Source organism: Pseudomonas saxonica (assembly GCF_007858365.1).
Lineage (GTDB): Bacteria > Pseudomonadota > Gammaproteobacteria > Pseudomonadales > Pseudomonadaceae > Aquipseudomonas > Aquipseudomonas saxonica.
Genome location: NZ_VFIO01000003.1, coordinates 466,756 through 493,754, shown reverse-complemented (window position 1 = coordinate 493,754; position 26,999 = coordinate 466,756). Strand labels below are relative to the sequence as shown.

General features: G+C 56.0%; 31 protein-coding genes. 11 read left to right on the top strand and 20 right to left on the bottom strand.

What is annotated here, in order from left to right; genetic code table 11:
* The first annotated feature begins 30 nt into the window (after positions 1-30).
* The 6 genes from hemA to FJD38_RS11995 all read left to right on the top strand — a co-directional run bounded on the left by hemA (position 31) and on the right by FJD38_RS11995 (position 5,391).
* The gene (gene hemA / locus FJD38_RS12020; protein WP_122786349.1) at positions 31-1,314 is read left to right on the top strand and encodes a glutamyl-tRNA reductase; all 1,284 of its coding nucleotides are present in this window, start codon (positions 31-33) and stop codon (positions 1,312-1,314) included.
* Positions 1,315-1,316: 2 nt separating this feature from the next.
* Positions 1,317-2,399 (top strand): peptide chain release factor 1, encoded by a 1,083-nt coding sequence (prfA, locus tag FJD38_RS12015; protein ID WP_122786350.1) that lies wholly within the window; start codon positions 1,317-1,319, stop codon positions 2,397-2,399.
* Positions 2,400-3,230, top strand: a complete 831-nt coding sequence (gene prmC / locus FJD38_RS12010; RefSeq protein WP_122786351.1) for a peptide chain release factor N(5)-glutamine methyltransferase — start codon at positions 2,400-2,402, stop codon at positions 3,228-3,230.
* Positions 3,224-3,973: a molybdopterin-synthase adenylyltransferase MoeB gene (locus tag FJD38_RS12005; protein WP_146385467.1), complete on the top strand. Its 750-nt coding sequence runs from the start codon at positions 3,224-3,226 to the stop codon at positions 3,971-3,973. The genes prmC and FJD38_RS12005 overlap by 7 nt, the downstream gene beginning before the upstream one ends.
* Positions 3,966-4,757, top strand: a complete 792-nt coding sequence (gene murI / locus FJD38_RS12000; RefSeq protein ID WP_146385465.1) for a glutamate racemase — start codon at positions 3,966-3,968, stop codon at positions 4,755-4,757. The genes FJD38_RS12005 and murI overlap by 8 nt, the downstream gene beginning before the upstream one ends.
* A 115-nt stretch (positions 4,758-4,872) precedes the next feature.
* Entirely contained in the window at positions 4,873-5,391 is a 519-nt protein-coding gene (locus tag FJD38_RS11995) for an acyloxyacyl hydrolase (RefSeq protein ID WP_122786354.1), read from the top strand.
* Here the strand turns inward: FJD38_RS11995 and FJD38_RS11990 are convergent, their stop codons facing one another.
* The 16 genes from FJD38_RS11990 to FJD38_RS11925 all read right to left on the bottom strand — a co-directional run bounded on the left by FJD38_RS11990 (position 5,392) and on the right by FJD38_RS11925 (position 19,144).
* Positions 5,392-5,697, bottom strand: coding sequence for a YkgJ family cysteine cluster protein (locus tag FJD38_RS11990; RefSeq protein ID WP_122786355.1), 306 nt, complete (start codon positions 5,695-5,697; stop codon positions 5,392-5,394).
* 77 nt (positions 5,698-5,774) lie between these two features.
* Positions 5,775-6,938, bottom strand: a complete 1,164-nt coding sequence (locus tag FJD38_RS11985; protein WP_146385464.1) for an MFS transporter — start codon at positions 6,936-6,938, stop codon at positions 5,775-5,777.
* Between the two features lie 421 nt (positions 6,939-7,359).
* A complete protein-coding gene (locus tag FJD38_RS11980; protein WP_146385462.1) occupies positions 7,360-7,761 on the bottom strand; it encodes a YfeK family protein in 402 nt (133 codons plus the stop codon).
* Between the two features lie 307 nt (positions 7,762-8,068).
* Positions 8,069-8,194, bottom strand: coding sequence for a hypothetical protein (locus tag FJD38_RS24980; RefSeq protein WP_280116027.1), 126 nt, complete (start codon positions 8,192-8,194; stop codon positions 8,069-8,071).
* Between the two features lie 71 nt (positions 8,195-8,265).
* Complete coding sequence (locus tag FJD38_RS11975) at positions 8,266-9,279, bottom strand: SEL1-like repeat protein (RefSeq protein WP_341874133.1); 1,014 nt, start codon at positions 9,277-9,279, stop codon at positions 8,266-8,268.
* Between the two features lie 35 nt (positions 9,280-9,314).
* A complete protein-coding gene (locus FJD38_RS24975; protein ID WP_280116028.1) occupies positions 9,315-9,446 on the bottom strand; it encodes a hypothetical protein in 132 nt (43 codons plus the stop codon).
* Between the two features lie 447 nt (positions 9,447-9,893).
* Positions 9,894-10,382, bottom strand: a complete 489-nt coding sequence (locus tag FJD38_RS11970; RefSeq protein ID WP_146385460.1) for a DUF2878 domain-containing protein — start codon at positions 10,380-10,382, stop codon at positions 9,894-9,896.
* Positions 10,375-11,646, bottom strand: a complete 1,272-nt coding sequence (locus FJD38_RS11965; RefSeq protein WP_146385458.1) for an SAM-dependent methyltransferase — start codon at positions 11,644-11,646, stop codon at positions 10,375-10,377. The genes FJD38_RS11970 and FJD38_RS11965 overlap by 8 nt, the downstream gene beginning before the upstream one ends.
* Positions 11,633-12,433 carry a DUF1365 domain-containing protein gene (locus FJD38_RS11960; protein ID WP_122786360.1) on the bottom strand — a complete coding sequence of 267 codons (801 nt, stop codon included), beginning with the start codon at positions 12,431-12,433 and terminating at the stop codon, positions 11,633-11,635. Before FJD38_RS11960 ends, FJD38_RS11965 begins: the two co-directional genes overlap by 14 nt.
* The gene (locus FJD38_RS11955; RefSeq protein ID WP_146385456.1) at positions 12,430-13,677 is read right to left on the bottom strand and encodes an NAD(P)/FAD-dependent oxidoreductase; all 1,248 of its coding nucleotides are present in this window, start codon (positions 13,675-13,677) and stop codon (positions 12,430-12,432) included. Before FJD38_RS11955 ends, FJD38_RS11960 begins: the two co-directional genes overlap by 4 nt.
* Complete coding sequence (locus FJD38_RS11950) at positions 13,674-14,444, bottom strand: SDR family NAD(P)-dependent oxidoreductase (protein ID WP_146385454.1); 771 nt, start codon at positions 14,442-14,444, stop codon at positions 13,674-13,676. Before FJD38_RS11950 ends, FJD38_RS11955 begins: the two co-directional genes overlap by 4 nt.
* The gene (gene phrB / locus FJD38_RS11945) at positions 14,437-15,882 is read right to left on the bottom strand and encodes a deoxyribodipyrimidine photo-lyase (RefSeq protein ID WP_146385452.1); all 1,446 of its coding nucleotides are present in this window, start codon (positions 15,880-15,882) and stop codon (positions 14,437-14,439) included. Before phrB ends, FJD38_RS11950 begins: the two co-directional genes overlap by 8 nt.
* Before the next feature lie 13 nt (positions 15,883-15,895).
* Positions 15,896-16,831 (bottom strand): MerR family transcriptional regulator, encoded by a 936-nt coding sequence (locus FJD38_RS11940; RefSeq protein WP_122786364.1) that lies wholly within the window; start codon positions 16,829-16,831, stop codon positions 15,896-15,898.
* A 2-nt stretch (positions 16,832-16,833) separates the two neighbouring features.
* Positions 16,834-17,802 (bottom strand): DUF523 and DUF1722 domain-containing protein, encoded by a 969-nt coding sequence (locus FJD38_RS11935; RefSeq protein WP_146385450.1) that lies wholly within the window; start codon positions 17,800-17,802, stop codon positions 16,834-16,836.
* Positions 17,803-17,942: 140 nt separating this feature from the next.
* Entirely contained in the window at positions 17,943-18,158 is a 216-nt protein-coding gene (locus FJD38_RS11930; protein ID WP_122786365.1) for a TIGR02450 family Trp-rich protein, read from the bottom strand.
* Positions 18,155-19,144, bottom strand: a complete 990-nt coding sequence (locus tag FJD38_RS11925) for an NAD(P)/FAD-dependent oxidoreductase (protein ID WP_122786366.1) — start codon at positions 19,142-19,144, stop codon at positions 18,155-18,157. The genes FJD38_RS11930 and FJD38_RS11925 overlap by 4 nt, the downstream gene beginning before the upstream one ends.
* A gap of 192 nt (positions 19,145-19,336) precedes the next feature.
* Here FJD38_RS11925 and FJD38_RS11920 point away from each other — a divergent pair, with 192 nt between their 5' ends.
* Together FJD38_RS11920 and hemH are read left to right on the top strand one after the other, a co-directional pair.
* Complete coding sequence (locus tag FJD38_RS11920) at positions 19,337-20,239, top strand: TIGR01777 family oxidoreductase (RefSeq protein WP_146385448.1); 903 nt, start codon at positions 19,337-19,339, stop codon at positions 20,237-20,239.
* A 13-nt stretch (positions 20,240-20,252) separates the two neighbouring features.
* Positions 20,253-21,278: a ferrochelatase gene (gene hemH, locus FJD38_RS11915; RefSeq protein ID WP_122786368.1), complete on the top strand. Its 1,026-nt coding sequence runs from the start codon at positions 20,253-20,255 to the stop codon at positions 21,276-21,278.
* An 80-nt stretch (positions 21,279-21,358) separates the two neighbouring features.
* Here hemH and FJD38_RS11910 read toward each other — a convergent pair whose 3' ends face one another.
* Positions 21,359-22,633, bottom strand: coding sequence for a uracil-xanthine permease family protein (locus FJD38_RS11910; RefSeq protein WP_122786369.1), 1,275 nt, complete (start codon positions 22,631-22,633; stop codon positions 21,359-21,361).
* 1 nt (position 22,634) lies between these two features.
* Positions 22,635-23,273, bottom strand: a complete 639-nt coding sequence (gene upp / locus FJD38_RS11905) for a uracil phosphoribosyltransferase (RefSeq protein ID WP_122786370.1) — start codon at positions 23,271-23,273, stop codon at positions 22,635-22,637.
* Between the two features lie 165 nt (positions 23,274-23,438).
* On the opposite strand from upp, the gene FJD38_RS11900 reads away from it, so the two are divergent.
* From FJD38_RS11900 to FJD38_RS11890, 3 genes are all read left to right on the top strand, one after another.
* Complete coding sequence (locus tag FJD38_RS11900; protein WP_122786371.1) at positions 23,439-23,996, top strand: hypoxanthine-guanine phosphoribosyltransferase; 558 nt, start codon at positions 23,439-23,441, stop codon at positions 23,994-23,996.
* Between the two features lie 17 nt (positions 23,997-24,013).
* Positions 24,014-24,487: a WbuC family cupin fold metalloprotein gene (locus tag FJD38_RS11895; protein WP_146385446.1), complete on the top strand. Its 474-nt coding sequence runs from the start codon at positions 24,014-24,016 to the stop codon at positions 24,485-24,487.
* 67 nt (positions 24,488-24,554) lie between these two features.
* Positions 24,555-25,496: an AEC family transporter gene (locus FJD38_RS11890; protein ID WP_122786373.1), complete on the top strand. Its 942-nt coding sequence runs from the start codon at positions 24,555-24,557 to the stop codon at positions 25,494-25,496.
* Positions 25,497-25,505: 9 nt separating this feature from the next.
* On the opposite strand, the gene FJD38_RS11885 is transcribed toward FJD38_RS11890, so the two are convergent.
* Complete coding sequence (locus FJD38_RS11885) at positions 25,506-26,546, bottom strand: calcium/sodium antiporter (protein ID WP_122786490.1); 1,041 nt, start codon at positions 26,544-26,546, stop codon at positions 25,506-25,508.
* A 47-nt stretch (positions 26,547-26,593) separates the two neighbouring features.
* Complete coding sequence (locus tag FJD38_RS11880; protein ID WP_122786374.1) at positions 26,594-26,965, bottom strand: septal ring lytic transglycosylase RlpA family protein; 372 nt, start codon at positions 26,963-26,965, stop codon at positions 26,594-26,596.
* Between the last annotated feature and the right edge of the window lie 34 nt (positions 26,966-26,999).

Sequence of the window (26,999 nt, the reverse complement as noted above, 5' to 3'; positions counted from 1 at the left end):
CCGGCTTCTCGTCATCATCAGCGATCTTGAATGGCCTTCCTCGCACTCGGTATTAACCACAAGACTGCTTCAGTAGATGTCCGCGAGCGCGTGGCTTTTACGCCAGAACAGTTGGTTGAGGCCTTGCAGCAGCTCTGCCGTCACACCGACAGTCGCGAAGCTGCGATCCTCTCCACCTGCAATCGCAGTGAACTTTACGTCGAACAGGATCACCTTAACGCCGATGCCGTGCTCAAGTGGCTGGCTGACTACCATAATCTGAGCCTTGAAGAACTGCGGGCCTGTGCCTATATCCATGAGGATGATGCTGCCGTTCGTCACATGATGCGGGTGGCGTCGGGGCTGGATTCGCTGGTGTTGGGTGAGCCGCAAATTCTCGGCCAGATGAAGTCCGCTTACGCCGTGGCGCGTGAAGCCGGCACGGTCGGGCCTTTGTTGGGGCGTTTGTTTCAAGCCACCTTCAACTCGGCCAAACAAGTACGCACTGACACGGCCATTGGTGAAAACCCGGTGTCGGTGGCTTTTGCTGCCGTCAGCCTGGCCAAGCAGATTTTCAGCGATTTGCAGCGCAGTCAGGCACTGCTGATTGGCGCAGGCGAGACCATCACGTTGGTCGCCCGCCACCTGCATGACCTGGGCGTCAAACGCATTGTGGTGGCTAACCGTACCCTGGAGCGCGCGAGCATTCTGGCTGAAGAGTTCGGTGCCCACGCGGTGCTGCTGTCCGATATTCCTCAAGAGTTGGTGCACAGCGATATTGTGATCAGCTCCACTGCCAGCCAGTTGCCGATTCTGGGTAAGGGGGCGGTTGAAAGCGCCCTCAAGTTGCGCAGGCACAAACCTATTTTTATGGTCGATATTGCCGTTCCACGGGATATCGAACCTGAAGTCGGTGAACTGGACGACGTTTATCTTTATACCGTCGATGATTTGCATGAGGTAGTTGCCGAAAACCTCAAAAGTCGCCAGGGCGCAGCCCAGGCGGCGGAAGAACTGGTCAGCATTGGTGCTGACGACTTTATGGTGCGCTTGCGTGAACTGGCGGCGGTGGACGTGCTCAAGGCCTATCGTCAGCAAAGTGAACGCCTGCGTGATGAAGAGCTGCAAAAGGCCCAGCGGCTGCTCGCCAACGGTGCCAACCCGGAAGACGTACTGGCACAACTGGCACGTGGCCTGACCAATAAATTGCTGCACGCTCCCAGCGTGCAGTTGAAAAAGCTTTCCGCCGAAGGCCGCCTCGATGCGCTGGCCATGGCCCAAGAACTTTTTGCCCTCGGTGAGGGCTCATCGGATAGCTCTGCGGATAAAAAATAGTAATGAAAGCGTCACTGCTTAATAAACTGGACATCCTCCAGGACCGTTTTGAAGAACTGACCGCTTTGCTTGGCGATGGCGAAGTTATTTCGGATCAGACCAAATTCCGCGCCTATTCCAAGGAATACGCCGAAGTTGAGCCTATTGCTGCAACGTATGCGATGTGGCTCAAGGTGCAGGCAGACCTTGAAGGTGCGCAAGCCTTGCTCAAGGACAACGACCCTGACATGCGGGAAATGGCCGTTGAGGAAGTGCGCGAAGCCAAAGAGCGACTGGTCGAGCTGGAAAAAGACCTTCAGCGCATGCTGCTGCCTAAAGACCCGAATGACGGTCGCAACGTCTTCCTCGAGATCCGCGCAGGCACCGGCGGTGATGAGGCGGCGATTTTTGCCGGTGATCTGTTTCGCATGTATTCGCGCTACGCTGAGCGACGTGGCTGGAGACTCGAAATCCTGTCGGAAAACCCGGGTGAACATGGTGGCTACAAAGAAGTCATTGCTCGGGTTGAAGGTGAGAATGTATACGGCAAGTTGAAGTTCGAATCCGGCGTGCACCGCGTGCAGCGTGTACCCGCGACCGAATCCCAGGGCCGTATTCACACGTCTGCCTGTACCGTGGCCGTGCTGCCAGAACCGGACGAGCAAGAGGTTATCGAGATCAACCCGTCAGACTTGCGCGTCGATACCTACCGCTCCTCAGGCGCAGGCGGCCAGCACGTTAACAAGACCGATTCGGCGATTCGTATCACTCACTTGCCTTCAGGCATTGTGGTCGAGTGCCAGGAAGAGCGTTCCCAGCATAAAAACCGGGCACGGGCGATGTCCTGGCTTTCGGCTAAATTGAACGATCAACAAACCAGCGCCGCGGCCAGTGCCATTGCCAGTGAGCGTAAGTTGCTGGTGGGCTCTGGAGACCGCTCCGAGCGCATCCGCACGTACAACTTTGCACAAGGACGCGTGACAGATCATCGAGTCAACCTGACCTTGTATTCTCTGGATGACGTTCTGGCTGGCGGTGTGGATGCCGTTATTGAGCCGTTGCTAGCGGAATTCCAGGCGGACCAACTGACAGCGCTGGGTGAATAAATGACCATTATTGCCAGTTTGTTACGTGCCGCAGAGCTGCCGGACTCGCCGACAGCCCGTCTTGACGCGGAGCTGTTACTGGCGGCCGCGTTGGGCAAGTCGCGCAGTTATCTGCACACATGGCCTGAAAAAATTGTCAGCAGCGAAGCAGCGTTGACCTTTGCCGAGTACCTGATGCGTCGACGTGCGGGTGAGCCGGTGGCCTACATTCTAGGGCAGCAGGGTTTCTGGAACCTTGACCTGGAAGTGGCACCGCACACGCTGATCCCGCGCCCGGACACTGAGCTACTGGTCGAAACGGCGTTGGCGTTATTGCCTGCAACTCCGGCTCGTGTGCTGGATCTGGGCACTGGCAGCGGCGCCATCGCCTTGGCGCTGGCCAGTGAACGTCCGGCATGGAAGGTCACGGCAGTTGACCGGGTGCTCGAAGCCGTGGCGCTTGCCGAGCGCAATCGTCAGCGCTTGCAGCTTGAAAACGTCAGTGTATTCACCAGTCACTGGTTCAGCGCGCTGGCAGATCAACGCTTTGACTTGATCATCAGCAACCCGCCTTATATAGCCGCCGGCGACGTTCATCTGGCTGAAGGCGATGTGCGCTTCGAGCCTGAAAGTGCGTTGGTGGCCGGTGCCGATGGCCTTGACGACCTGCGTGAAATCGTCGCGCAAGCCCCGCAACACCTCAATGCCGGCGGCTGGCTGATGCTTGAACACGGTTACGATCAGGCTGGCGCCGTGCGTGATTTGTTGCACACGGCAGGCTTCGAACAGATTGAAAGTCGCAAGGACTTGGGCGCTCATGAGCGCATTACCTTGGGTCGCCTGCCGTGCTGACCGATCAGGAACTGTTGCGCTATAGCCGACAGATCCTGTTGCAGCAGGTCGATATTGACGGTCAGCTAAAGCTGAAAAACAGCCGTGTACTGATTGTCGGTGTAGGCGGGTTGGGTTCGCCCGTTGCCCTTTATCTTGCGGCGGCGGGAGTGGGTGAGCTGCACTTGGCCGACTTCGACCGCGTTGACCTGACCAACCTGCAGCGCCAGATTATTCATGACACCGACAGCGTGGGCGAACACAAAGTCGATTCGGCGCTACGCCGTCTGAGTGCAATCAACCCTGAAATCAAATTGGTCGCCCATCGCTCGGCGCTGGAAGCTGACTCATTGGCGGACGCAGTGGCCGCTGTTGATCTGGTGCTTGATTGCTGTGACAACTTCAGCACCCGTGAAGCGGTCAACGCCGCCTGTGTGGCTGCACGCAAACCGCTGGTCAGCGGTGCTGCGATCCGGCTGGAAGGGCAGTTGTCGGTGTTTGACTCACGCCAGGCGGCCAGCCCTTGCTACCACTGTTTATACGGGCATGGCAGCGAAGAAGAATTGACCTGTAGTGAGGCCGGGGTCAGTGGCCCGTTGGTGGGGCTCGTAGGCAGCTTGCAAGCTCTGGAAGCCCTCAAAGTGCTGGCCGGTTTTGGCGAGCCATTAGTGGGTCGTCTGTTGCTGATTGATGCCATGAGCACGCGTTTTCGCGAGTTGCGGGTTAAGCGCGATCCGGCATGCAGCGTATGCGGCCATGCGTGAAGCACCGATTGGTGTGTTTGACTCCGGCGTCGGCGGCTTGTCGGTGCTCAACGAAATCAATCAACGGCTGCCCAGTGAGTCGCTGCTCTATGTAGCGGATTGCGGGCACATCCCTTATGGCGAAAAAAGCCCCGAGTTTATCCGTCAGCGTTGTGCCGTGATGGCCGAGTTTTTTCAACAGCAAGGGGCCAAGGCGTTGGTGCTGGCCTGCAATACCGCTACCGTGGCGGCTGTTGCCGACCTGCGTCAGCGTTACCCCGCGTGGCCCATTGTGGGGATGGAACCCGCGGTCAAGCCAGCCGCCGCAGCGACACGCAGCGGCGTCGTCGGCGTGCTCGCCACGACCGGTACCTTGCAAAGTGCCAAATTCGCTGCCTTGCTGGATCGCTTTGCCAGTGATGTGCGCGTCATCACCCAGCCTTGTCCGGGCCTGGTGGAGTTAATAGAAACCGGCGACCTGCACAGCGAGGCCTTGCGTACGTTGTTGCAGGGGTATGTCGAGCCTTTGCTGGCGGCCGGTTGCGACACCCTGATTCTGGGCTGTACGCATTATCCCTTCCTCAAGCCTCTGCTCAGTCAGATGCTCCCTTCTTCGGTCATCTTGATCGACACGGGCGCCGCCGTGGCTCGCCAATTACACCGTCTACTGGCTGAGCGCGATTTGCTGGCATCCGGCCCGGCAGCTGACACACAGTTTTGGACCAGCGCTTCTGCGCAACATTTAAGAAAAATCCTGCCGATGCTATGGAATAAATCAGGAAGTGTGCAAAGCTTCGGGCAGTAAAAAAAGGTAATTTTTGGTTAAATTGGATGAACTTTCAGCGTTTGATTGGATTCATAACCGCTGTCTGATGAGACACACAACTACTGACCTATGCATACGAAAATAGGATTTTCTTATGAAGCAATTGTTTTGCCTGGCTGCGCTTGCGGCTTCCATTCTGGGGTATAGCTACACTGCGCAAGCGGCGGGCGTCGAATTTAGTGTTGGGCATAGCAGCCAGTCGACCATGACCTATCGACTGGGTTTGAAATCCAACTGGGACAAAAGTTGGCTACAAAGTGATGTGGGCCGCCTGACCGGCTATTGGGATGGTGCTTACACCTACTGGGATGGAGACAAGTCTTCGAGCGCCAGCAGCCTGACGTTCTCTCCGGTGTTTGTATACGAATTTGCTGGCGAAACAGTTAAGCCGTATGTCGAGGCAGGCATCGGTGTATCGCTGTTCTCCAAGACCAAAGTTGAAGAGCAGGAATTGGGCACGGCCTTCCAGTTTGAAGACCGCCTTGGTTTTGGCCTGCGTTTCAACGGTGGGCATGAAGTGGGTATTCGCGCTACTCACTATTCCAATGCCGGACTCTCCAGCAACAACGACGGCATAGAAAGCTACGCGCTGCATTACACGATGCCACTGTAACTAGCGATACGCGGTCGTGATGCCTTGACGTTCGTTGAGGCATTCGACTTCTCCCATCTCGAACTCGCGGCAAATCAGCGGGCGCACTTCATAAATAGTGCACATCATGGTGTTGCGATCCAGCGCTGCACACCAGCCATCATCCAGACGCAGCATCACTTCACCACCCCAGTCATCGTTGTCGATAAAGCGCTCAGGCACGCCCGTGTCCGTGATCAACATCACTTCCAGTTGGCAGCAGCATGCCGCGCACGTCGAACAGGTGACGGCGGGTTCGGTAATTTCAGTCAGGGGGATGTTGGTCATAGGCGCGCAGTGTAAGGCAGAGTCGGGGTTATGTGTGAAACGCCAGACAGACTGAGGCGATCAGCTCGCTAAACGGGTCAAGCCCTTGGCTGCATAATCTTCACACCCAGCACCATGACGACCAATAGCAAACAGAGGCTGGCCAGAGCTATCGGCTGTTGAATACCCAGCCCACTGACTGACGCGCCAATCACCGCCGCCAGCACCTGGTGGATAAACCCACACAGCGCCATTGCATAAGGGCCGCCAACAGGGGAATGCTCACTGGCTTGAGACAAGCTGATGGGGTAATTGATCGCTTGCCCGCAGATGATTAAACAATACGGCAACCACAAGAGCAGTGCGGACGTGGAATTTATCCACAATGCGGCCATCATTCCGGTACTTGCGGCCAACATCACCCTGATAGCCATGCGGCTCATCGTCGTTTGGCCCCAGACGGTGACGTATCGGTTAACAACCAGTGACCCCAGTAGATAAGCCAGGCTCATTGCCCAGCCTAATTGCCCATAGTCGTAGGCAGACCACTGATACGTGTTTTGAAAGATCGAAGGCGCCGCCGTGTTGAATCCAATAATGATTCCGTAGCCCAAGCCCCCCATCAGCACCGGGAGCAAGAAAGGCCGGTGCCGCACAAGCGTCAGATAATGGCTCCAGCAAACGGGTGTATGGCTGACGTGTGGTGAGTCAGGCAAATAGGCGTAAACCATAACAATCTGAATGAGGGCAGACGCTCCCAGTCCCCAAAATATGACAGGCCAGTCAAAGGCGCTCATTAACACCGCCCCTGCGTATTGGCCAATGCCCAGCGAGATGACAAAGGCGATAGACAGCCACGACAAAACTTTGGCCAACTCACTGCCTTTAAAATGCTGCGCGATTAATGATCGTGCCATGACCGAGAGGCCGCTGGCGCCCATACCCTGGACAAACCGCAGTGAAATGAAGGTTTCGATCTGCGTGCACAGGCTCAACAGTGCGCTGCTGACGCTGAACAGTAAAAGCGAACCCATCATGATTCGCTTGATGCCCAGCGCTGCTCCCCACTTGCCCCACAGCAACATGGGCAGCGCCATGCCCGCCAGATACACAGGCAGCGCCAATGAGGTCAGGTCTTGAGTGGTGTTCAATGCCTGGGCGATTGAAGGCAACGCTGGCAAGTACATCATCATGCCCAGTTGCGACAGGAATACGGCCAGGCAGGACATACTGATCAAGAAGGCGGCGTTTGAAGGGTGCATCAGTATGTCCGCAGGCGAGGGGAGAGTGTTTGGTTAAAGCGGCCACTGAGCGAGGTTAATTAAACATGAGCGCTCAAGCCATGTTCTTTCCAATACGCGTTGACTGAATCACTAAACTGCCTTGTCAGCTCAAATGTCATGTCGGCCCGAAGGGGGATTCTTATTGCTGATTGATGTTGCGCCCCGACCGGGGAAAAGACGGCCGCTGAGAAAGCCATTGTTAGAGAGGTATTCAACTGCTTGAGTGGTAATCTCTGTTTCACTAAAGTGAATCAAACGAATGGCGTTAAAACTTCCCTGTTGTCGGAGGTCTTTATAGTGTCTCTGATTTTTAGTAGCTCAAAGAATACCCGTCCCCTCTATGCAACGGTAAAAACCAACAGAGTTGAAGCGATGAACAATAGCAATCCCGTGTCACACCCTACGGTCGAAGCTGTCGTTGCCTTTTTAGCTCTGTGGTAAGCCAAAGGCTCGCCAGTTGTACACCTGTCGGGCATCGAACCTCATAGGCAGTGCCCGTCATACTGCTTTTAGTGGCCCCTAGATCAATGAAGTCTTCTGCACTGCTCACCCGGTTTTTGCCTTCGAGATAAGCCAGCTTTTTACCCAAATGGGCACTCGCCTGGGCACCCGGGTATTCTTTGCCGTTGCGCACAAACAGACACTCACTGTGCTCGACAAAGTCGAGCAAGCCCTGAATCTCTTGAGCGGCCTTCGGTGTAGTTTGGGCCTGTACAGGGGGCACCATGATCATTAGGCCGAGACCCGCCGCACTTAACCATTGGCTGATGAGGAGAGCCTTCCATCGTTTCAAAATACGCATGATATTTCCTGAGATTCATTGACTGTAAAGAGTGTTTAGTCGTGAGTACTGACTGGCGCGCCGTTATTTCAGGGCGCTGGCGAATGGAGTCGTCTAACCATAAGTGCGTTGTTTTGGTTCAGCGTCTGGTTAACGTTTCGACCGGTAAATCCCTTCACTTGGCCTTCTTGTGAATACGCGACCTCGATATGGCCACCCTCAAAAAAGTCCATTCGATAGATGGTGATATCACCGTCAATCAAGCTTATCGTTACCCCGTCAGGACAAATGCACTTCAAACCGCCCTCAATTTTTTCACCAGGTTGCCCTATGAATGAGCTGCGCTAATCAGGCCTTGGACGTCGGACTGAACAATGCTTTCACCCTCTACTTCAGGCAATTGCGGGGCTATATCAAACGTAATCGTCACATCGTCTTTTTTAGGTGTGCTCATGGTGTTGCTCCATTTAGTTGTAGTTGCCTCTGCGGGCAGGCTTAGCCGCTGCTGCAAGTCGGCTTCAGAAATTAGTTTTCGCTGTGTGAGGAAGAGCTTGGCATCGGTTCGCCGGTGGCCGGATCCAGAGTTTTGGTTTTGGCCAATTGCTGGATCAGTTGTGGCGTGGGTTTGGGCGGCGGTACATTGGCCAGCCATACTTCAACCGATTGCAGCTTGCCGTCCCAAGCGGGGAGTTTGGCTGGGGGGAGGGGGACAATTTCGTTGATTTCTGGAACGGTGGGATCCGCGTAAAAGTTTCTAGTAAGAATCCGCCCTATTTTTTTATAGCGATCGGCTCGTTCGAGGTCTTCTTGTTGGCCAAGGTAGGGCAAGGCATTTGATGAAGGGTTACTAAAAACTTCATGCATTAACGAAGCTGAAGTGCTAGAGCCAGCAGCTATTCCAAGTTGAAATGCTTCAAGTACTTCTTCATGTTCATGGCGTTCATCTTTAAGATGAACGCCGAGTGCTACAGAAGCCTCACTATTGCCCTGTTCTGCAGCGCAACGATACATTGCGGCGACTATTTTCGGAGCAATATTGATGTAGTAAAGCTTGTCTCCTACATAGTATTGAGCATCTGCGCTGCCCATATCCGCCGCCTTACGAAAGTAGCGCAGCGCCATATTTTGATCCCACTCCAACCCGGCCGAACCGTGCTTCAGGAAGCGGCCAATAAAGTAGTAACCCGTAGCCACATTGGCGTCGATCAACTGCTGACTCAGGCGCAGATGCTCCGCGTTACGGAGCGCAAATTTGCCATTTTGCAAGTTGATATTAGCCATGAAATGACCGTTTTCGGCGGCAATGCGGTAAAGACGCTTAATCTCGGCATCCACTGTTTTGTCCTGCTTGTACAGGTTGTTTTTTTGCAGCCAGTGAGCGTATTTAAAAACCACATCGGTGTCGGCCGAAGGCGCAGGAATAGCTTCGTGAACGCAGGTAAAGGCCAAGTCCGCTTTGAAATCGTCAAGCGGCTTTAAAGGAGCCTTATCGCTCGTGCGTACAAGGCCGGTGCCACTATCGCAGGTGATCAGGATCATGCCTGCAAGTACGGTTATCAGGTGCTTTGGCCTCATCACACCAACCGCCAGCACACAGCTTCTTCTCGCTGAGTCACGGCCTTGTCCCTTTCGATCAGGAAGCGCTCGCGGCGGGTCTGCTTACGTTTGCCGGCGTACTCGGCATCGCCGAAGGACATCTGTTTCATCGGGACTCGACCGTGGTGTTCGTGTCAGGCGGGTGTTACACCAGATTTGGAAGTCATTTTCAGAGTTTCCCTAAGCAACTATTTTTTTCATTTAATTCGTTTCATTTAAACCAGCAGGCAGATAAACCTAAGCGCGAGGGAATAAATTAACTAATAATCGCGCGGCTTCATTCTGAGGCTGCCTCGGTCGTTCGCGTGGGTAGCACAGTATTAGTTGAATAAGCTGGGTGGCGAGGGCTGTCGAGGAGGTTGACTTTTTTTGAGTGGTATATCCAGTGCGCAGGTAAAGTTTCAGATAATTCCTACAGTATTTATATTAGTATTCATTGCATTCCCGTCGTTGCATGTGTTGCGTTAATAACTCATTAAATGATCAAGCAGGGTTTTATTGATTGGTCTCGATGTGCTGCAGAGGCTCAAGCCAAGCGCTTCACGGTACTTAAGGTGCTAAACATGCCTGCCTGCCAACCCTTGCAATACCACAAACAACCCCGCCCAAATGACGGATAACATTGCCAGCGTAGGCCATAGGCCATATCCGAACGATACGGCCCCCATCCGTTGCCCCGCGTAATACGACAACGGCCCGCCAATGGCCCCCAATAACGCTGCCCGCCAGACAGGTCGGGCTGTCCATGCCAGGCAATGCCTCAATGTGGTTGCCAATAAGGCCCAGAGCACGATCAGCCAGAGTGGAATCAAGACGCTTGCGTGTTTGAACTCAAATACCCCGGCGTTGAGCAATACACTGTCCACCAGCGTACCGATCACACAGACGGCCACTATCAAACGGATTTCGCTCCAAGAACGGCTTACCCACAGAACGTGTACTGCTAACGCCGCAAAGGCGAGCAATAGCCACGGGCTGTTGCCGCCCAACACACAGGCAAACCAGCCGAGCTGAAACAGCCCGGCGTTGATCAGGGTTTTAAGCATCAAGGCGCCCAAGCACGGGTTGCGGCATGGCGGCAGGTTTTGCCAGTAACAGTTGCGCTGTGCCTATGCTGCGCTCAAGAAATCCGCCTTCGCAGTAGCACAGGTAAAACTCCCACAAGCGTAGAAAGTATTCGTCGTAGCCCAGTTCGTTCAGACGGCCATGGGCATGACGGAAGTTTTCGTGCCACAAGCGCAGGGTTTTGGCGTAGTGCAGCCCAAAGTCCTCCATGTGCATCAAATTCATGTCAGTTTCGCGGGTGATGATTTCGAGCATTTTTTGCAGGCTGGGCAGGGCGCCACCAGGGAAGATATAACGCTGTATAAAGTCCACGCTGTTTTTTGCCTGTTCATAACGCTGATCACGAATGGTGATGGCTTGCAGCAACATCAATCCGTTGCTTTTGAGCAGGTGCGAGCACTGTTTGAAGTAGACAGGTAAAAAACGATGGCCAACGGCTTCAATCATTTCAATGGAGACCAGCTTGTCGTATTGCCCGGTGAGATCGCGGTAGTCTTCCAGCAGCAGTGTCACTTGATTCTGTAAGCCCTGTGCAACGATCCGCGCTTGGGTGTAATCGAATTGTTCCTTGGACAGCGTGGTCGTCGTGACCTTGCACCCGTAGTGCTGTGCCGCATAGATCGCCATGCTGCCCCAGCCTGTACCGATTTCGAGCAAATGGTCTTGAGGTTTGAGGTCGAGTTTTTGGCAAATACGTTGCAGTTTATTGAGCTGCGCTTGCTCCAGGGTGTCGTCAGGGCTGAGGAATTGAGCCGCTGAGTACATCATGGTCGGGTCAAGGAACTGCTCGAACATCTCGTTGCCAAGGTCGTAATGTGCGGCAATATTTTTTTGCGAGCCTGTGCGGGTATTACGATTAACCCAGTGTAATGCCCCGATAAAAGGACGGCCCAATCGTGCCAAGCCGCCTTCCATGGCATCGAGCACATCCATATTGCTGACCAGTACACGGATGACTCGGGTCAGGTCGGGTGAGCTCCAGTAGCCGTGAATGAACGCCTCGCCAGCGCCAATGGAGCCTTTGCTGGCGATCATGCCCCACACACTCGGATCATGAATCTGTACTTCACCGACCAATGTTGAGGTGTTGTCGCCGAAGGTCTGGCGCACGCCGTTTTCAAAGATAACCAAGAGACCCTTGTGCAGTTGGCTGAGCTGGCGCATCACGCCTTCGCGCAGCAGCCCACTGGTCAGGTTAAAGGTACTGAACCGAGAAATCTTGCTCACCAGGCTAGGGCTTTTCATGACGTTTATTCTCTGGTTGCTGGGCGGCAATGCGTAATACGCCGTCGGCGGCCCGGTGGGGGAAAATCGGTGTGCGTTTGATAAAAAGGCGCAACGCTTGCCAGTAAATGGCCAGACAGGTCTTGGCCGTCATCCACGGGAATTGGCGCAGGTAGCGATGCAGCCCAGCGCGATCAAGCGTGCTGCGGTGCAGGTTCAGGGTGGCATCAAACAGTTTCAGTTCGCCTTGCCAGTCGGCCATGTGCACGCCGAGCCGTGTATCAGGCGGGCTGAAGCTCATGCGGTATTGCAGGTCACGCGGCAAGAAAGGTGACACGTGAAAGGCCTTGGCCACGGCAACGTACTGGTGACCGTCACCGACTGCCGGGAGCACGTAGTGATAACGCTCGCGCCACGGTGTGTTACTCACTTCGCACAAGATAGCGGCCAGTTGTCCGTCAGCTTCATAGCAGTAGAAGAAGCTGACCGGGTTAAACGAAAGCCCCCAGCTACGGGCTTGCGTCAGCAGGCGAATGGCACCTTGGGGTGTGCGCCCAAGGGCTTCGCCGATGAGTTGGCGAACTGCATCGATCAGGCGCATGCCGGCGTGGGTGTAGGTCTTCAGGTAATCGGTTTCACGAAATGAAAAGGGCGAAAAACGGCTGTTGCCTGCCAGCGGTGACAGCCCGAACACAGCGTCTTGCTCATCCAGATCCAGGTACAGCAAGCCAATCTGATAACGGAAAGCATGGGTGGTCGGCGCAAAGCGTCGATGGGCAATCCAGCCGCTGTACAGGGCGCTGTTCATAGCCGGTGGCCGAAGGCTTGGGCGACGCGCAACGCGCTGACCACGCCATCTTCGTGAAAGCCGTTGGCCCAGTAAGCCCCGCAGTAATAGCTGTGCTGCGCGCCCATCAGTTCTGGCCAGCGGCCTTGAGCTGCCACGGCATCGAGGCTGTATTGCGGATGGGCGTAGGTGTAGCTGGCCAGCACCTTGTCAGGGTCAATGTCTGCGCGCTGGTTCAGGCTGACGCAGAACGTGGTATCGCTCTGTATCCCTTGCAAAATGTTCATGTCGTACGTGACGGCGGCGCGGTGTTGTCCGGCATTGCCTAGTCGATAGTTCCAGCTGGCCCATGCCAATTTCCTGTCGGGCAACAGTCGCGTGTCGGTGTGCAGGACAACATCGTTATCTGCGTAAGGCAGGGCGCCGAGGATTTGCTGTTCCGCTGCGCTGGGTTTTGCCAGCAGTGTGAGCGCCTGATCGCTGTGGCAGGCAAAAATCACCTTGTCATAGCGTTCGCTGCCTCTGGGGCTGTGAATCGTTACGCCTTGGTTGTCACGCTCGACTCCGGTGACTGGACAGCCAAGGCGGATTTTTTCGGCAAAGCCTGCACTCAGCGGTTTTACGTAAGCGCTGGATCCCCCTTCAATGACTCGCCATTGCGGGCGATGACTGACGCTTAGCAAACCGTGGTTTTTAAAAAAGCGCACAAAAAATTGCAGAGGGAAGGCCAGCATATCGCTCAAAGACATGGACCAGATGGCCGCGCCCATGGGCACGATGTAGTGCTGGATGAACCGCTCGCCATAGCCACGTTGTTGCAGGTAGTCGCCCAGACGGGTGTCGACGGCAATGCGCTGTTCTTGCAGATCGCGCACCGCTTCACGATTGAATCGCAGAATGTCGCGCAGCATGCCCCAAAAACCGGGCGATAACAGATTGCTGCGCTGGGCAAACAAACTGTTGAGGGTGTTGCCGTTGTATTCAAGGTTGTTGCTGGGGTCGCACACTGAGAAGCTCATTTCTGTGGCTTTTGAGCTCACACCCAGTTGGTCCAGCAGCTTGATGAAGTTGGGGTATGTCCAGTCGTTGAACACGATAAAGCCCGTGTCGATGGCATAACGCTGCCCCTGTACGCTGACGTCCACGGTATGGGTGTGACCGCCTACCCAATCACTGGCCTCAAACACACAAATGTCGTGTTCTTTATGCAGCAGATAGCCACAGGTCAACCCTGAGATGCCGCTGCCAATGATGGCGATTTTCATGATGGCTTCTCGTCAGAGTTTCTGGCCAGGCGCTTGCCTAGTGCCAGTTGCAGGCGTTTAGGCAGACTCGACAGCAGTTTCAGAATGGCGATAAACAGCGCTGGAAAAGCGATTTCCAGAGGCCGTTTGTCCAGATGCTGGCATATATGCTGTGCAGCTTTTGGCGCTGACCAGCGCATGGGCATCGGGAAATCATTATTTTCAGTCAGCGGGGTGTCGACAAAACCGGGGCTGACCAGGGTGACGTCGATGTTTTCATGGGCCAGATCGATGCGCAGCGACTCCAGCAGATAGCGCAGCCCGGCTTTCGACGCGCCGTAGGCCTCGGCCCGCGGCAGCGGCCAGAAGGTCACGCTACTGACGACGCCGACCAGGTGCGGGCGCAGGCCTGCCCGTAACAAGGGCAGGGCAGCCTCCAGGCAGTAGCTGTTGGCCAATAAATTTGTGCGTACTACGCGTTCGATCAGCGCGGCATCAAAATGGCGAACATCGACATATTCACAGGTGCCAGCGTTGAGAATGACGGTGTCCAGCGCACCCCAGGCTTGAGCAATCTGCTGACCGATTGCTCGCACGTGTGCACTGTCGGTCAAGTCTCCCGGCACCAGCAGGACTTGGCCGGGGAAACGGTCGGATAACGCTTGCAGCGGTGCAAGAGTGCGTGCACTCAAGGCCAGCGTTGCGCCGCTTTTGAGCAGTTCTTCGGCCATGTGCGCGCCGATACCGCTGCTAGCGCCTGTGAGCCAGATACGCCGGGACTTATTCATCTCCACCCACCGCCAGTGCCCGCGACGGCAAATTTTTGAAAGCGGTGAGCGCGCGCTCGCGACTTTTTTTCAGGTCGACCATTGGCCGTGGGTAATCGGCCACGCCAAACAGTCCGCCGGCAATGGATGGGTTATGGATGTCCTTTTTGCTCAGATCGGCCAGCTCCGGCAGCCAGTGTTTGATGAAGCGGCCTTCGGGATCGAAGCGTTCGGACTGACTGAGCGGGTTGAAAATCCTGAAATACGGTACTGAATCAGTTCCGGTCGATGAGCTCCACTGCCAGCCGCCATTATTGGCCGCCAGATCGCCATCAATTAAATGCTGCATGAAAAAGCGCTCGCCTTCGCGCCAATCGATCAGCAGGTTTTTGGTGAGGAACATGGCCACGACCATCCGTAGACGGTTATGCATCCAGCCAGTGTCCAGCAGTTGGCGAATGGCCGCGTCGATGATGGGAATGCCAGTACGGCCTTCTTTCCAGGCCGCCAACTCTTCGGGGGCGTCACGCCACGGCAGGAATTCGGTTTCAAGGCGAAAGGCGCGGTGACGCGAAACCCGTGGGTAGCCCACCAAAATGTGTTTATAGAATTCACGCCACAGCAGTTCGGTGATCCATGTATACACGCCTGGGCTGCCGCTTTCGAACTCGCCCTGATTGCTTCGCAATGCCGCATGCAGACATTGCCGAGGGGAAATGACACCGGCTGCAAGGTAGGGCGAAATCTGGCTGGTGCCGGGTTTGGCGGGCAGATCGCGTTCGTCCTTGTAGTAATGGATCTGCTCATCGGCAAAGTGCGCCAGCCGTTGCTGGGCATGACGCTCGCCAGCGGGCCACAGTGCGCGCAATGACTCGGTTGGCTGGATAAAACCGTCGACCGATTGTGGAATGGCATCGCGCTCGATGGTTACGGCTGTTTGTGCCTGAGGCGACTCGACGATTGGCGGGAGTGCGCGGTGCAGGTGGTTGTAGCAGATCCGACGGAACTGGCTGAAGACCTGGAAATAAGTACCCGACTGCGTGAGCACAGTACCCGGCTGAAACAGGAGTTGGTCCAGGTAGCTGTGAAACTCTATGCCTTGGGCCTCCAGCGCCTTGGCGGCGGCTTCATCGCGGCGGGTTTCATTGATGCCATATTCCTGATTGGCATGTACCGCTTCAATTCCGTGTTGTTGGCACAGCTCAAGGAGCACGGCTGGGGCTTGATCCCAGGTATCCGCCGTTCTAATCAGCAAGGGAATATTCAGTGCCTGCAAGCTGTCGCTCAGAGTGGCCAGATTGCGTAGCCAAAAATCGACTTTGCACGCTGCATCGTCGTGGCTCAGCCATTGTTGCGGGCTGATCAGGTATACGGCCACGGTGTGGCCGCGTTTGACGGCGGCGCTCAGTGCGGTGTTGTCGGATTGACGCAAGTCGCTGCGTAGCCAGATAAGTTGCATGTCAATTCCTCGCTTATATAAGACCGAGTTGGTCGAGTTGCTGGTGGGCTTCAAGCGGGTCGTTGGCAAGCGTCAATCCGGCAATTTCGGTGGTAGTGATGGCCAGTTCCGTGCTGTGGATACGGACACAGGTTCCGGCAAGCACAATCGGGCAGTTGATCCCGGCCAATAGTTTGGGCAATAGCTGGGTGTTCAGGGCTTGGCTTGAGTAGAGCACTACCGCACGGGCTTTCAGGCGTTCAACAGCCAGCCCAAGCTCACCCGCGGGTACTGGCGTGTCGAAGACTTCAACCGGGCAATGGCTGCTGCTGACCAGCAGAGCGGTCAGCCATAGAGCGGCTTCGAAGGGTTGGGACGACTGGTTGATCAGCAGAACGGGGGCGCCGCTTACTGAGCGATTATTGTGGTAAACCCGCGCCCCCAGTTTGCTGCGTAACCAGGAGTTAAAGAACGCGCGCTCCAGCTGCGTGCCGAACTGGCCCTGCCAGCGTTGTTCCAGCTCGCGGATCAGGGGGATTAATAGTTGTTTGCAGAGTGTGCGGGCAGGGTAGAGCGACATCACCTGATTCACATTGTCATCGAGCTTGCGCTCGGACAGTTCGCTGATTGCCCGCGTCAGGGCTTGCCGCCACGCCTGCCAGTCATTATCAGCAGGCTCGTGGAAGGCGGGCGCAGAGTCCAGTAACGGTTTCACCTGACTCACTGATACACCGCGGTTAAGCCAGGTCAGGATGTGCTTTATGCGCAGAATCTGGTCGGGCGAAAACAGGCGGTGGCCTTTGGCCGTGCGGTGCGGAACGATCAAGCCATAGCGGCGCTCCCACGCGCGCAGGGTCACGGCATTCACGCCGGTTATACGGGCCACTTCGCGGATCGGCCGCCAGCCTTCAGCGAGTGCCTGGCTGTAGTCGTTGTCGGGAATATTCGTCATGGGGCGGTCATCACTCATGGTCAGATCGCATTACGCAGGCTGAGATTTTCAGGGTGCGGTTGCAGATAAACCTGACGCGCAATATAGGGATCCGGGTGCAGGCGAAAGTGATGTTTGAGCAGCGTAAGCGGAACGACCAGCGGCACAATGCCGTTGAGGTATTGCACGATCAATTGCTGCATTTCTTGCTTGTCTTCGCGGCTGATGGATTGCTTGAGGTAGCCGCTAATGTGTTGCAGCACATTGGTATGAGTGCGCCGGGTCGCGCATTTTTTCAGCGCCTTCATCAGTTCGCTGAAGTACTGCGCTGCAATGGCTTGAGGGGGCGCTTTCCCCATGCTGCCCAGTAGGTTGCCCAATGTTTTGTATTGCACGGGATGGTGGGCCATCAGCAGGTATTTGTAGCGCGCATGAAACTCGGTCAGTGAGCGGCGGGTGAGGCCCGCTTTGAGCAGGTCTTGCCACGCACTGTAGGCGTATACCCGGGTAAGAAAGTTTTCACGCAGGATGGGGTCGTTCAAGCGGCCGTCTTCTTCGACCGGTAAATCGGGATGCGCGGCGCAAAAGGCCTGTGCATAAATGCCTCGCCCGCTCAACTCTGCCGGTCTGCCGCCATCCTGGTACACCTTCACCCGCTCAAGCCCGCAGGAAGGCGACTTTTGCATAAAGATGTAGCCGCAAATATCAGTGTGCGTGGCCGCCATGCTCACGCCGTAGTCATGCAGTGCGTGAGTCACATCCAGCGTGCTGTCGACGCTGCCTACTGCTTGGGGCATGGCCGGGTCGCCGACAAGACGGATCGGTTGGCGCGGAATGCCCAGACCAATCGCGACTTCAGGGCACAGGGGCACAAAATCGAAATGTTCACTCAAGGCCTGACTGCACAGCCGCGACTCTTTATGGCCGCCGTTAAAGCGAACTTCCGCTCCCAGCAAGCAAGCGCTGATGGCGATTTTGGGCTTGCAACGCGTTGAGGTGTCGTTGGCCATGTCATGAACCTCCAAGAATTTCTTGTACATCTTTTGTAAGATGTACAACTTGAGTTCATCATAGGCTTGGCGTTGTACAAGTCAAATTACTTGTACAGCTATTTGTGAGGTTGCGGGGTTCGCAGGGGGGAGGGCGTCTATTATTTCCAGCCCATTGTCCAGGTCTGCATGTCCTGCAGACGTTGCCAGGGCATGCGCTGAGTGCGTTGGGTCAGCACCGCTTGCAGCTCGATATCGAGCACGGTGCCTTCCTCATCGCAAAACACGTCGGTGACCAGGAAGTGTTTTTCGCGGTGTTCAGGCGTGGCTGCTGTCCACTTGGACAGCAGCAGTTTGCGAGGGTTGATGCGATTCACTGCAAACGCTCGATGACCCGGCGGGCAGCTTCCTGTCCACTCAGCCATGCGCCTTCGACCCGCCCGGACAGGCACCAGTCGCCACAGGCATAGAGGCCCAGATCGGAGTCTGCCAGAACACCCCACTCATGGGCTCCCGCAGGACGTGCATACAGCCAGCGGTGCGCCAAGGTAAAGATCGGTGCGGGAACGGTGATATGCATCAGTTCGGCAAATGCACCATGCAAATGTTCGATGACGGCTTCTTTGGGCATATCGATGTGTTCTTTGCTCCACGCGCTGGTTGCGTGCAGAACCCAAGTGTCCGGTTTGCTGTCACGCCCGGGTTTGCTGCTGTTGCGAGCCACCCAGTCGAGTGGACTGTCTTGTACAAAACAACCATCGATGACCGTGTCCAATGCCGTTTCAAAGGCGAGAACCACGGCCCAGGTCGGGTCCATTTTTACGCCGGCGGCAGCACTGGCAAGCTTGGGTGCAGTGGCGAGCAGGGCCGTTGCCTGCGGTGCCGGGGTCGCCACGATCACATGACTGAACGGGCCGTGGTCATTGCCTTCGGCATCTTGCAGGTGCCAGTGTTTTTCACCGCGAATCAGCTCGGTAATCCGGCACATGAAGCTCGCGGTCAAATGGCCTAACAAGCCCCGGGTAATTGCACTCATGCGCGGGTTGCCGACCCAGCGTGTTTGCTCGTCGGGTGAAGGGGTCAATTGACCATCTGTGTGATTGTTGTACAGATGCGGCTTCCATTCGCTGGCCCAGCCTTCGGAGTGCCAGCGATTAACTTCTGAAACAAAGCGCGGGTTGCGGGCAGTGAAGTATTGAGCCCCCAGATCCAGTGAGCCGGCGTCGCTGCGCTTGCTGGACATCCGTCCGCCACTGCCCCGACTTTTGTCAAACAAGTGCACCGTGAGTCCGGCATCGTGAAGTTTGCGTGCTGCTGAAAGCCCGGCAATGCCGGCCCCGATAATTGCGATAGGTACAGTCATAGTGGCCTCGATCCAGTTTGCACAGACTACTGCCTCGTTAATTCCTGTACAAATTATTTTATTAGTATAGGTTTTAGTGCGCCTGTCGGGTCAGTCTGGCCTATTCTTCTTTCAGGTCAGAGGCCCTGAGGATTGGGCTTTCTTTAAAAATAGACCAGTGCATCCGATAAAACTTACAGCGAGGATCACCTCATGCACATTTTGCTGACCGGCGGTACAGGCTTGATCGGTCGCCAGCTTTGCCGGCATTGGCTGGCCAAAGGCTATCGCCTGAGTGTATTGAGTCGGCGCCCTGAGCGTGTGAGGGAATTGTGTGGTGAGGGAGTCAGGGGTGTTGCCGTTCTTGAAGAGCTGGGTCAAGAACCGTTGGATGCGGTCATTAACTTGGCTGGTGCGCCGATAGCAGATCGCCCGTGGACTCGTAAGCGCAAGTCTGTGCTGTGGAGCAGTCGAATTACTCTGACTGAAACACTCGTGGCCTGGCTTGAAAGCCGCGAACAGAAGCCTTCGGTATTGGTCTCCGGATCGGCTGTGGGGTGGTACGGCGATGGTGGCGAGCGCGAACTGACGGAGGAATCGCCTCCGGTCAATGACGACTTCGCCAGCCATCTGTGTATCGCTTGGGAAGAAACAGCGCAGCGTGCTCAAGCATTGGGCATACGTGTGGTGTTGGTGCGCACGGGGCTGGTACTGGCTGCTGAAGGTGGCTTTTTGTCACGTTTGTTGCTGCCCTTCAAGCTGGCGCTGGGCGGCCCGATAGGCAATGGGCGGCAATGGATGCCGTGGATTCATATCAAAGACCAAATAGCTCTGATTGATTTTCTTGTGCATGAGAATGCCGCGACCGGCCCATATAATGCCTGCGCGCCGTACCCTGTACGTAATGCCGAATTTGCCAAAACCTTGGGTCAAGTGTTGCATCGCCCGGCATTTTTACCGTTGCCCGCGTTTGTGCTGCGGGTCGGTTTGGGTGAGTTGTCACTGTTGTTGCTGGGTGGTCAGCGGGCGACACCGGCCCGATTGCTGGCCACCGGGTTCATTTTTCAGTTCACTGATTTACGTGCGGCGCTGGATGATTTGTCCGCCCGCCTCTGAAATAGGATGTTGCATGACCGAGCACGCGCTTTTGCTGGTTAACCTGGGTTCGCCGGCCTCTACTTCGGTAGCGGATGTACGCAGCTACTTGAACCAGTTTTTGATGGACCCGTACGTCATTGACGTGCCGTGGCCCTTGAGGCGTTTGATTGTGTCGCTGATCCTGATCAAGCGTCCCGAGCAGTCAGCCCATGCCTATGCGTCCATCTGGTGGGACGAAGGATCACCACTTGTAGTCCTTAGTCGGCGCTTGCAGCAGGCTATGACCAAGGAGTGGAAACAGGGGCCGGTGGAATTGGCCATGCGCTATGGCGAGCCTTCCATCGAAACGGTGTTGACCCGTTTGGCGGCTCAAGGGATTAAAAAGGTCACGCTTGCGCCGCTTTATCCACAGTTCGCCGACAGTACGGTGACTACGGTGATTGAAGAAGCCAAGCGGGTGGTCAAAACCAAAAAGCTGGCGGTGCAGTTTTCAATTGTGCAGCCGTTTTATGATCAGCCTGAATACCTGGATGCCTTGGTGGAGAGTGCCAGGCCGCACCTTGAGCAGGATTACGATCACCTGCTGCTGAGTTTTCATGGTTTGCCCGAGCGGCACTTGCATAAGCTCGACCCCACCGGCAATCACTGCCTGAAGAGTGAGGACTGCTGCCAGTATGCGTCGCCTGCGGTCATGGCTACGTGCTATAGGGCGCAATGCCTGCGAACGGCGCAAGCTTTTGCGCAGCGCATGGGCTTGGCTGAGGGGCAATGGTCAGTCGCGTTCCAGTCGCGTTTGGGCCGAGCGAAGTGGATCGAACCTTATACCGAGGCACGTCTGGATGAGTTGGCCAAGCAAGGTGTGAAGAAGGTGTTGGTGATGTGCCCGGCGTTTGTGGCCGATTGCATTGAAACCCTGGAAGAGATTGGCGATCGTGGGCGCGAGCAGTTTATTGAGGCGGGGGGGGAAGAGTTGGTGCTTGTGCCGTGTCTCAATGACAACCCTGAGTGGGCCAAGGCGCTGAATACATTATGTGAACGGGCGCCGATGGCGCTCTAAAGGTCAAAAGCCCCTCACCCTAACCCTCTCCCAGAGGGAGAGGGGACTAAAAGCCAAGGCAGGGTGAGGGTCAAGCCGATTTAGATAATCGGCTCATCACCTTTCTTCTTTTTCCAACTGTCATTACCCGGCAGTATCAGGTTCAGCGCGATCGCCACGATGGCGCACAACGCGATGCCTTTAAGACCGAAGTCTTCCGGGCCCATCCCCGTGCCGATCAGCACGCCGCCAATACCAAACACCAGAGTCACCGACACAATCACCAGATTGCGCGCTTCACTGAGGTCGACTTGATGGCGAATCAGGGTGTTCATGCCCACGGCTGCAATCGAACCGAACAACAGGCACAGAATCCCGCCCATCACCGGCACCGGAATGCTTTGCAGCAATGCGCCGAACTTGCCGATAAAGGCCAGGCTGATAGCGAAGATCGCTGCCCAGGTCATGATTTTCGGGTTGTAGTTCTTGGTCAGCATCACTGCGCCCGTCACTTCGGCGTAGGTGGTGTTGGGTGGGCCGCCGAGCAATCCCGCTGCGGTGGTGGCAATGCCGTCACCAAACAACGTGCGATGCAGGCCCGGATTTTTCAGGTAGTCGCGGCCAGTCACGCTGCCCACGGCTATCACGCCACCAATGTGTTCAATGGCCGGGGCCAACGCCACGGGCACGATAAACAGAATTGCTTGCCAGTTGAACTCGGGAGCCGTGAAGTGCGGCAAGGCGAACCAAGGGGCTGCCGCGATCTTGGCGGTGTCGACGACGCCGAAGTAGAACGCCATGCCAAAACCGACCAGAACGCCCGCAATGATGGGTACCAGACGGAAAATCCCTTTGCCGAATACCGCCACGATCAAGGTGGTCAGTAAGGCTGGCATCGAGATCAGCATGGCGGTTTGGTAGTGGATCAGTTCGGTGCCATCTTCCGCACGGCCCATGGCCATGTGCGCAGCAATCGGTGCCATCGCCAGGCCGATCGAGATGATGACCGGGCCAATCACCACGGGTGGCAGAAGGCGGTCAATAAAACCGGTGCCTTTGAGTTTCACTGCAAACCCGAGAAAGGTGTACACGAAACCGGCTGCCATGACGCCGCCCATCGTCGCTGCCAGGCCAAATTGGCCTTTGGCGAGAATGATCGGGGTGATAAACGCAAAACTCGACGCCAGAAAGACCGGCACCTGGCGCCGGGTCACGATCTGGAACAGCAGAGTCCCGAGACCCGCCGTGAACAGCGCAACGTTAGGGTCGAGGCCTGTAATCAGAGGCATCAACACCAACGCGCCAAAGGCCACGAAGAGCATCTGCGCACCAGAAATGATCTGGCGCCAGAGCGGGTCGTTGAACTCGTCCTGCATGTTATGCGTCCTTTTGCTTGGTGCCGAAGATCTTGTCGCCGGCATCACCCAAGCCCGGAATGATGTAGCCATGATCGTCAAGGCGCTCATCAATGGAGGCGGTGTAGATGGTCACGTCAGGGTGTGCTGCTTCAACCGCTGCAATACCTTCTGGCGCGGCAACCAGCACCATGGCGCGGATTTCTTTACAGCCGGCTTTCTTCAACAGGTCAATGGTGGCAACCATCGACGAACCGGTGGCCAGCATCGGGTCAATGATCATCGCCAGACGCTCATCGATTTCCGGTACCAGTTTTTCCAGGTAAGTGTGGGCTTGCAGGGTTTCTTCGTTGCGGGCAACGCCTACAGCACTTACTTTGGCACCCGGGATCAGGCTCAGAACACCTTCCAGCATGCCGATACCGGCGCGCAGGATAGGTACGACGGTAATTTTCTTACCGGCAATTTTTTCAACCATAACTTTGCCGCTCCACCCTGCAATTTCGTAGGATTCGAGCGTCAGATCTTTAGTGGCTTCGTAAGTCAGCAGCGCGCCGACTTCCTGTGCGAGCTCACGGAAGTTCTTCGTGCTAATGTCAGCGCGGCGCATCAAGCCGAGTTTGTGGCGGATCAGCGGATGGCGGATCTCAAGAGTGGGCATAGGGAAAGACTCCGGGGGGCAGGCAAAAAAACCGGCCTAGATTAATCTAATCCGAGGTTATGTCCTACAGACATTAGTGCACGTTAGTCCATAAATGCTTGATCTGAGCCATGCGGATGCGTACCTTTGCCCGCTTTTCTTGCACAACCCCCCCTGGAGAGCGTCATGTCTGCTGATCTCGAGCATATCCGTCAAGTCATGCGAGAGGCTGACTGCCTGTACACCGAAGCTGAAGTCGAGGCGTCTATCGCCCGTGTCGGCGCGCAAATCACAGCCGAAATGGCTGAGACCAATCCAGTGGTGTTCTGTGTGATGAACGGCGGCCTGATTTTTGCTGGCAAGCTGCTCACCCACCTGAAATTCCCGCTTGAATCGTCTTACCTGCACGCCACGCGCTATCGCAACCAAACCAGCGGCGGTGACCTGTTCTGGAAAGCCAAGCCGGAAGTGTCCTTTATGGACCGTCACGTGCTGATTATTGATGACATTCTCGACGAGGGTCACACCCTTAGCGCGATTGTGGATTTCTGCAAGCACGCGGGTGCCCGTCAAGTTCATACTGCCGTACTGATTGATAAAGAGCATGACCGCAAAGCGAGCCCTGGCCTGAAAGCCGATTACGCAGGGTTGCCGTGCATTGACCGTTACATCTTTGGTTATGGCATGGATTACAAAGGCTACTGGCGTAACGCTGCCGGCATTTACGCGGTTAAAGGTTTGTAAACAAGGACGTTTTTCCTATGGTTAGCCCACGCTTTCTTGATAAATCACTGTTTGACGATCTGGCCGAGAAAGCTGCCGGTAACCCTCGCGGTCGCCAGCATCACAACCTGCATCAGATGCAGGAGTCTTGCCATCGCATGGTGGTCGGGCTGCAACCGTCAACCTATGTGCCGCCGCATCGCCATTTGAGCAGCGAGAAGGCTGAAACCTTGTTGGTGCTCAGGGGCACACTGGGGGTACTGATCTTCGATGAAGACGGTCAGGTACTCGACAAGCGCGTGTTGCAAGCGGGCGGTGATAGCCTTGGGGTTGATCTGCCGCCAGGTGTGTTTCATGCCTTGGTGGTACTGGAACCGGACAGCTTGATGTTTGAATGCAAAGCCGGGCCCTATCAACCCGTGGGAGACGGTGAGCTGGCCCACTGGGCACCTCGTGAGGGGGAGCCAGGTGTGGCTGAATATCAGGCCTGGATGCGTGCGCAGTTCGTTTGACCTGTCTTAACCTTTGCCCAAAAAGCTGGTATACCGTTAGCTTGCTTACGTCCTAGAGCGTGCTGACATGCTGGCCATTTTCCTTCAGACGCTCTCTATTACCGCCCCCGTATTTGCCATGTTGTTTTTAGGCGTGGCGCTCAAGCGTGTGGGCTGGATCAATGACAACTTTATCCATACTGCGTCGGCTCTGGTGTTTAACGTCACCATGCCGGCGTTGTTGTTTCTGGGTATTTTGCACGCTGACCTCAGGGCTGCCATGCAGCCCAAAGTGCTCGGCTACTTCACGCTGGCAACGCTGGTCAGCTTTGCATTGGCATGGGGTTGGGCGATTTGGCGGTGCCCGCGTGAAGACCGTGGCATCTACACACAAGGTGCGTTTCGCGGTAATAACGGGGTTATCGGGTTGGCGCTGGCGGCCAGCATGTACGGTGACTACGGCATTTCGCTGGGAGCGGTGCTCGCCGGTCTGGTGATTTTGCTCTTCAACACCTTGTCGACCATTGTGCTGGCGGTTTACAGCCCGGTGATCAAGTCTGACCCGTGGAGCATTTGCAAAAGTGTGGTCAAGAACCCGCTGATCATCAGTGTGTTGGCGGCTGTACCCTTTGCGGCCTTTAAGATTGGCCTGCCCGGCTGGTTGCAGGCCTCTGGGGAATACCTGGCCGCAATGACCTTGCCGCTGGCGCTGATCTGTATTGGCGGCACGCTGTCGCTGGCCAGCTTGCGAAAAAGCGGCAAGGTAGCGGTGAGTGCCAGTCTGGTCAAAATGGTCAGTTTGCCGTTGCTGGCTACTTTGGGCGCTTGGCTCTGTGGTTTTCGCGGGGCTGAACTGGGGACGTTGTTTTTATACTTCGCCAGCCCGACGGCCGCCGCCAGTTATGTCATGGCACGGGCGGCCAATGGCAATCATGAATTGGCCGCGGCGATTATCGTGATCACCACCTTGATGGCGGCAATCACCACCAACATCGGGATTTTTGTGTTGCAGTGGGGTGGCTGGATTTAACACCATGCTTCAGTGCTGCCGACGCCATGCTTGCACGGCGCTCAACAGCACAAACACCAGCAATGCCGGCAGGATATAAAAGAACATCAGGTGTTCGAGCTTGCTTGCCAGCGGCATGCCGGTAGTGAATGACACCACGTGCAGCCCATATGCCAGATACAAACCCAGAAACAGCAAACCCTCCAACCGTGTGATGCGATAGCCGCTATAGAACACGGGCAAGCACAGTACCGCGACCCCGAGCATGACTGGCAGGTCGAAGGCCAGTGCATTAGGCGAAACGGATAACGGTGAGGGTGCCAGCAGGGCGGTGAGCCCAAGCACCCCCAGCAGGTTGAATACGTTGCTGCCAATCACGTTGCCGACGGCTATTTCACGCTGGCCGCGAAACGCGGCGATCAAGGAGGTCGCCAATTCGGGCAGTGAGGTGCTGACGGCGACAATGGTCAGGCCGATGATGCGTTCTGACAAGCCGAGTTCTGAGGCCACCTCCAGTGCCGCCCCCAACAGCAGGTGGCCGGCAATCCCCAGGAGCAGCAACGCGCAACCCATCAGCGAGAGCGTGCGTAGCCATGACGTCGGCGGGCGATCGTGATGGGGGTGATGATGGCCGCTGTGGCGCGATTGGTGCAGCAGCAGGAGCAGGTAGATCAGCAGGCCGCCCAGTAGCAAGACCCCGTCCAGACGGTCGAGCTGATGGTTCAGGGCCAGCGTGAAGACCATGGCGCTGGCGAGGATCATCAACGGGATGTCGATTCGCACCAGTTGGCGCGATACCCGCAGCGGAATGATCAAGGCCGAGAGGCCAAGGGTGACAAGGATGTTGAAAATGTTACTGCCAATGACACTGCCGACGGCAATGTCTGCCGTGTCGTTGAATGCCGCTTGCAGACTGACCGTCATTTGCGGCGCGCTGCTGCCCATCGCGACAACGGTCAAGCCGATGAGTAGCGGGCGAACCTTCAATTTAGCGGCGATGTGCTCGGCGCAGCGCACCAGCAGTTGTGCTCCGGCGATCAACAGCACAAGGCCGCCGAGCAATTGCAGCAAGCTCCACGCAGATAATGCGTTCAACCCGAAAATACCCACCCCCTCGATTAATCGCTCAAGCCCTGCACGCGGACTTTAGCAGTGCCGCTGCGCAGCATATCCAACTGTTGAGCGGCCTGACGAGACAGATCAATGATTCGCCCTCGTGTATGCGGGCCGCGATCATTGATGCGGACCACAACAGACTTGTCGTTGCTGAGGTTGGTCACCAGTACCCGGCTGCCAAATTGCAGGCTGGGGTGGGCGGCGGTGAGACCGTGCTGGTTGAAGGGTTCACCGCTGGCAGTGCGTTTGCCGTGATGGCGAGCGCCGTAATAAGAGGCCATGCCTGTCTTGTCATAACCGCGAGGGTCAATGTCATGGCTGGCACAGCCGGCGAGCAAGCTGAGCAGGGCGCAGGCGCCGAGTAGCTGCTTCATGGGGAATCCTTATATTGCTATGAAAAATGCCGCC

Excerpts from the sequence above, each read along its gene's own strand:
- hemA (WP_122786349.1), top strand. The coding sequence starts at position 31 with ATGGCCTTCCTCGCACTCGGTATTAACCACAAGACTGCTTCAGTAGAT.
- prfA (WP_122786350.1), top strand. The coding sequence starts at position 1,317 with ATGAAAGCGTCACTGCTTAATAAACTGGACATCCTCCAGGACCGTTTT.
- prmC (WP_122786351.1), top strand. The coding sequence starts at position 2,400 with ATGACCATTATTGCCAGTTTGTTACGTGCCGCAGAGCTGCCGGACTCG.
- murI (WP_146385465.1), top strand. The coding sequence starts at position 3,966 with ATGCGTGAAGCACCGATTGGTGTGTTTGACTCCGGCGTCGGCGGCTTG.
- FJD38_RS11995 (WP_122786354.1), top strand. The coding sequence starts at position 4,873 with ATGAAGCAATTGTTTTGCCTGGCTGCGCTTGCGGCTTCCATTCTGGGG.
- FJD38_RS11990 (WP_122786355.1), bottom strand. The coding sequence starts at position 5,697 with ATGACCAACATCCCCCTGACTGAAATTACCGAACCCGCCGTCACCTGT.
- FJD38_RS11985 (WP_146385464.1), bottom strand. The coding sequence starts at position 6,938 with ATGCACCCTTCAAACGCCGCCTTCTTGATCAGTATGTCCTGCCTGGCC.
- FJD38_RS11980 (WP_146385462.1), bottom strand. The coding sequence starts at position 7,761 with ATGCGTATTTTGAAACGATGGAAGGCTCTCCTCATCAGCCAATGGTTA.
- FJD38_RS24980 (WP_280116027.1), bottom strand. The coding sequence starts at position 8,194 with ATGAGCACACCTAAAAAAGACGATGTGACGATTACGTTTGATATAGCC.
- FJD38_RS11975 (WP_341874133.1), bottom strand. The coding sequence starts at position 9,279 with ATGATCCTGATCACCTGCGATAGTGGCACCGGCCTTGTACGCACGAGC.
- FJD38_RS24975 (WP_280116028.1), bottom strand. The coding sequence starts at position 9,446 with ATGAAACAGATGTCCTTCGGCGATGCCGAGTACGCCGGCAAACGTAAG.
- FJD38_RS11970 (WP_146385460.1), bottom strand. The coding sequence starts at position 10,382 with ATGCTTAAAACCCTGATCAACGCCGGGCTGTTTCAGCTCGGCTGGTTT.
- FJD38_RS11965 (WP_146385458.1), bottom strand. The coding sequence starts at position 11,646 with ATGAAAAGCCCTAGCCTGGTGAGCAAGATTTCTCGGTTCAGTACCTTT.
- FJD38_RS11960 (WP_122786360.1), bottom strand. The coding sequence starts at position 12,433 with ATGAACAGCGCCCTGTACAGCGGCTGGATTGCCCATCGACGCTTTGCG.
- FJD38_RS11955 (WP_146385456.1), bottom strand. The coding sequence starts at position 13,677 with ATGAAAATCGCCATCATTGGCAGCGGCATCTCAGGGTTGACCTGTGGC.
- FJD38_RS11950 (WP_146385454.1), bottom strand. The coding sequence starts at position 14,444 with ATGAATAAGTCCCGGCGTATCTGGCTCACAGGCGCTAGCAGCGGTATC.
- phrB (WP_146385452.1), bottom strand. The coding sequence starts at position 15,882 with ATGCAACTTATCTGGCTACGCAGCGACTTGCGTCAATCCGACAACACC.
- FJD38_RS11940 (WP_122786364.1), bottom strand. The coding sequence starts at position 16,831 with ATGAGTGATGACCGCCCCATGACGAATATTCCCGACAACGACTACAGC.
- FJD38_RS11935 (WP_146385450.1), bottom strand. The coding sequence starts at position 17,802 with ATGGCCAACGACACCTCAACGCGTTGCAAGCCCAAAATCGCCATCAGC.
- FJD38_RS11925 (WP_122786366.1), bottom strand. The coding sequence starts at position 19,144 with ATGACTGTACCTATCGCAATTATCGGGGCCGGCATTGCCGGGCTTTCA.
- FJD38_RS11920 (WP_146385448.1), top strand. The coding sequence starts at position 19,337 with ATGCACATTTTGCTGACCGGCGGTACAGGCTTGATCGGTCGCCAGCTT.
- hemH (WP_122786368.1), top strand. The coding sequence starts at position 20,253 with ATGACCGAGCACGCGCTTTTGCTGGTTAACCTGGGTTCGCCGGCCTCT.
- FJD38_RS11910 (WP_122786369.1), bottom strand. The coding sequence starts at position 22,633 with ATGCAGGACGAGTTCAACGACCCGCTCTGGCGCCAGATCATTTCTGGT.
- upp (WP_122786370.1), bottom strand. The coding sequence starts at position 23,273 with ATGCCCACTCTTGAGATCCGCCATCCGCTGATCCGCCACAAACTCGGC.
- FJD38_RS11900 (WP_122786371.1), top strand. The coding sequence starts at position 23,439 with ATGTCTGCTGATCTCGAGCATATCCGTCAAGTCATGCGAGAGGCTGAC.
- FJD38_RS11895 (WP_146385446.1), top strand. The coding sequence starts at position 24,014 with ATGGTTAGCCCACGCTTTCTTGATAAATCACTGTTTGACGATCTGGCC.
- FJD38_RS11890 (WP_122786373.1), top strand. The coding sequence starts at position 24,555 with ATGCTGGCCATTTTCCTTCAGACGCTCTCTATTACCGCCCCCGTATTT.
- FJD38_RS11880 (WP_122786374.1), bottom strand. The coding sequence starts at position 26,965 with ATGAAGCAGCTACTCGGCGCCTGCGCCCTGCTCAGCTTGCTCGCCGGC.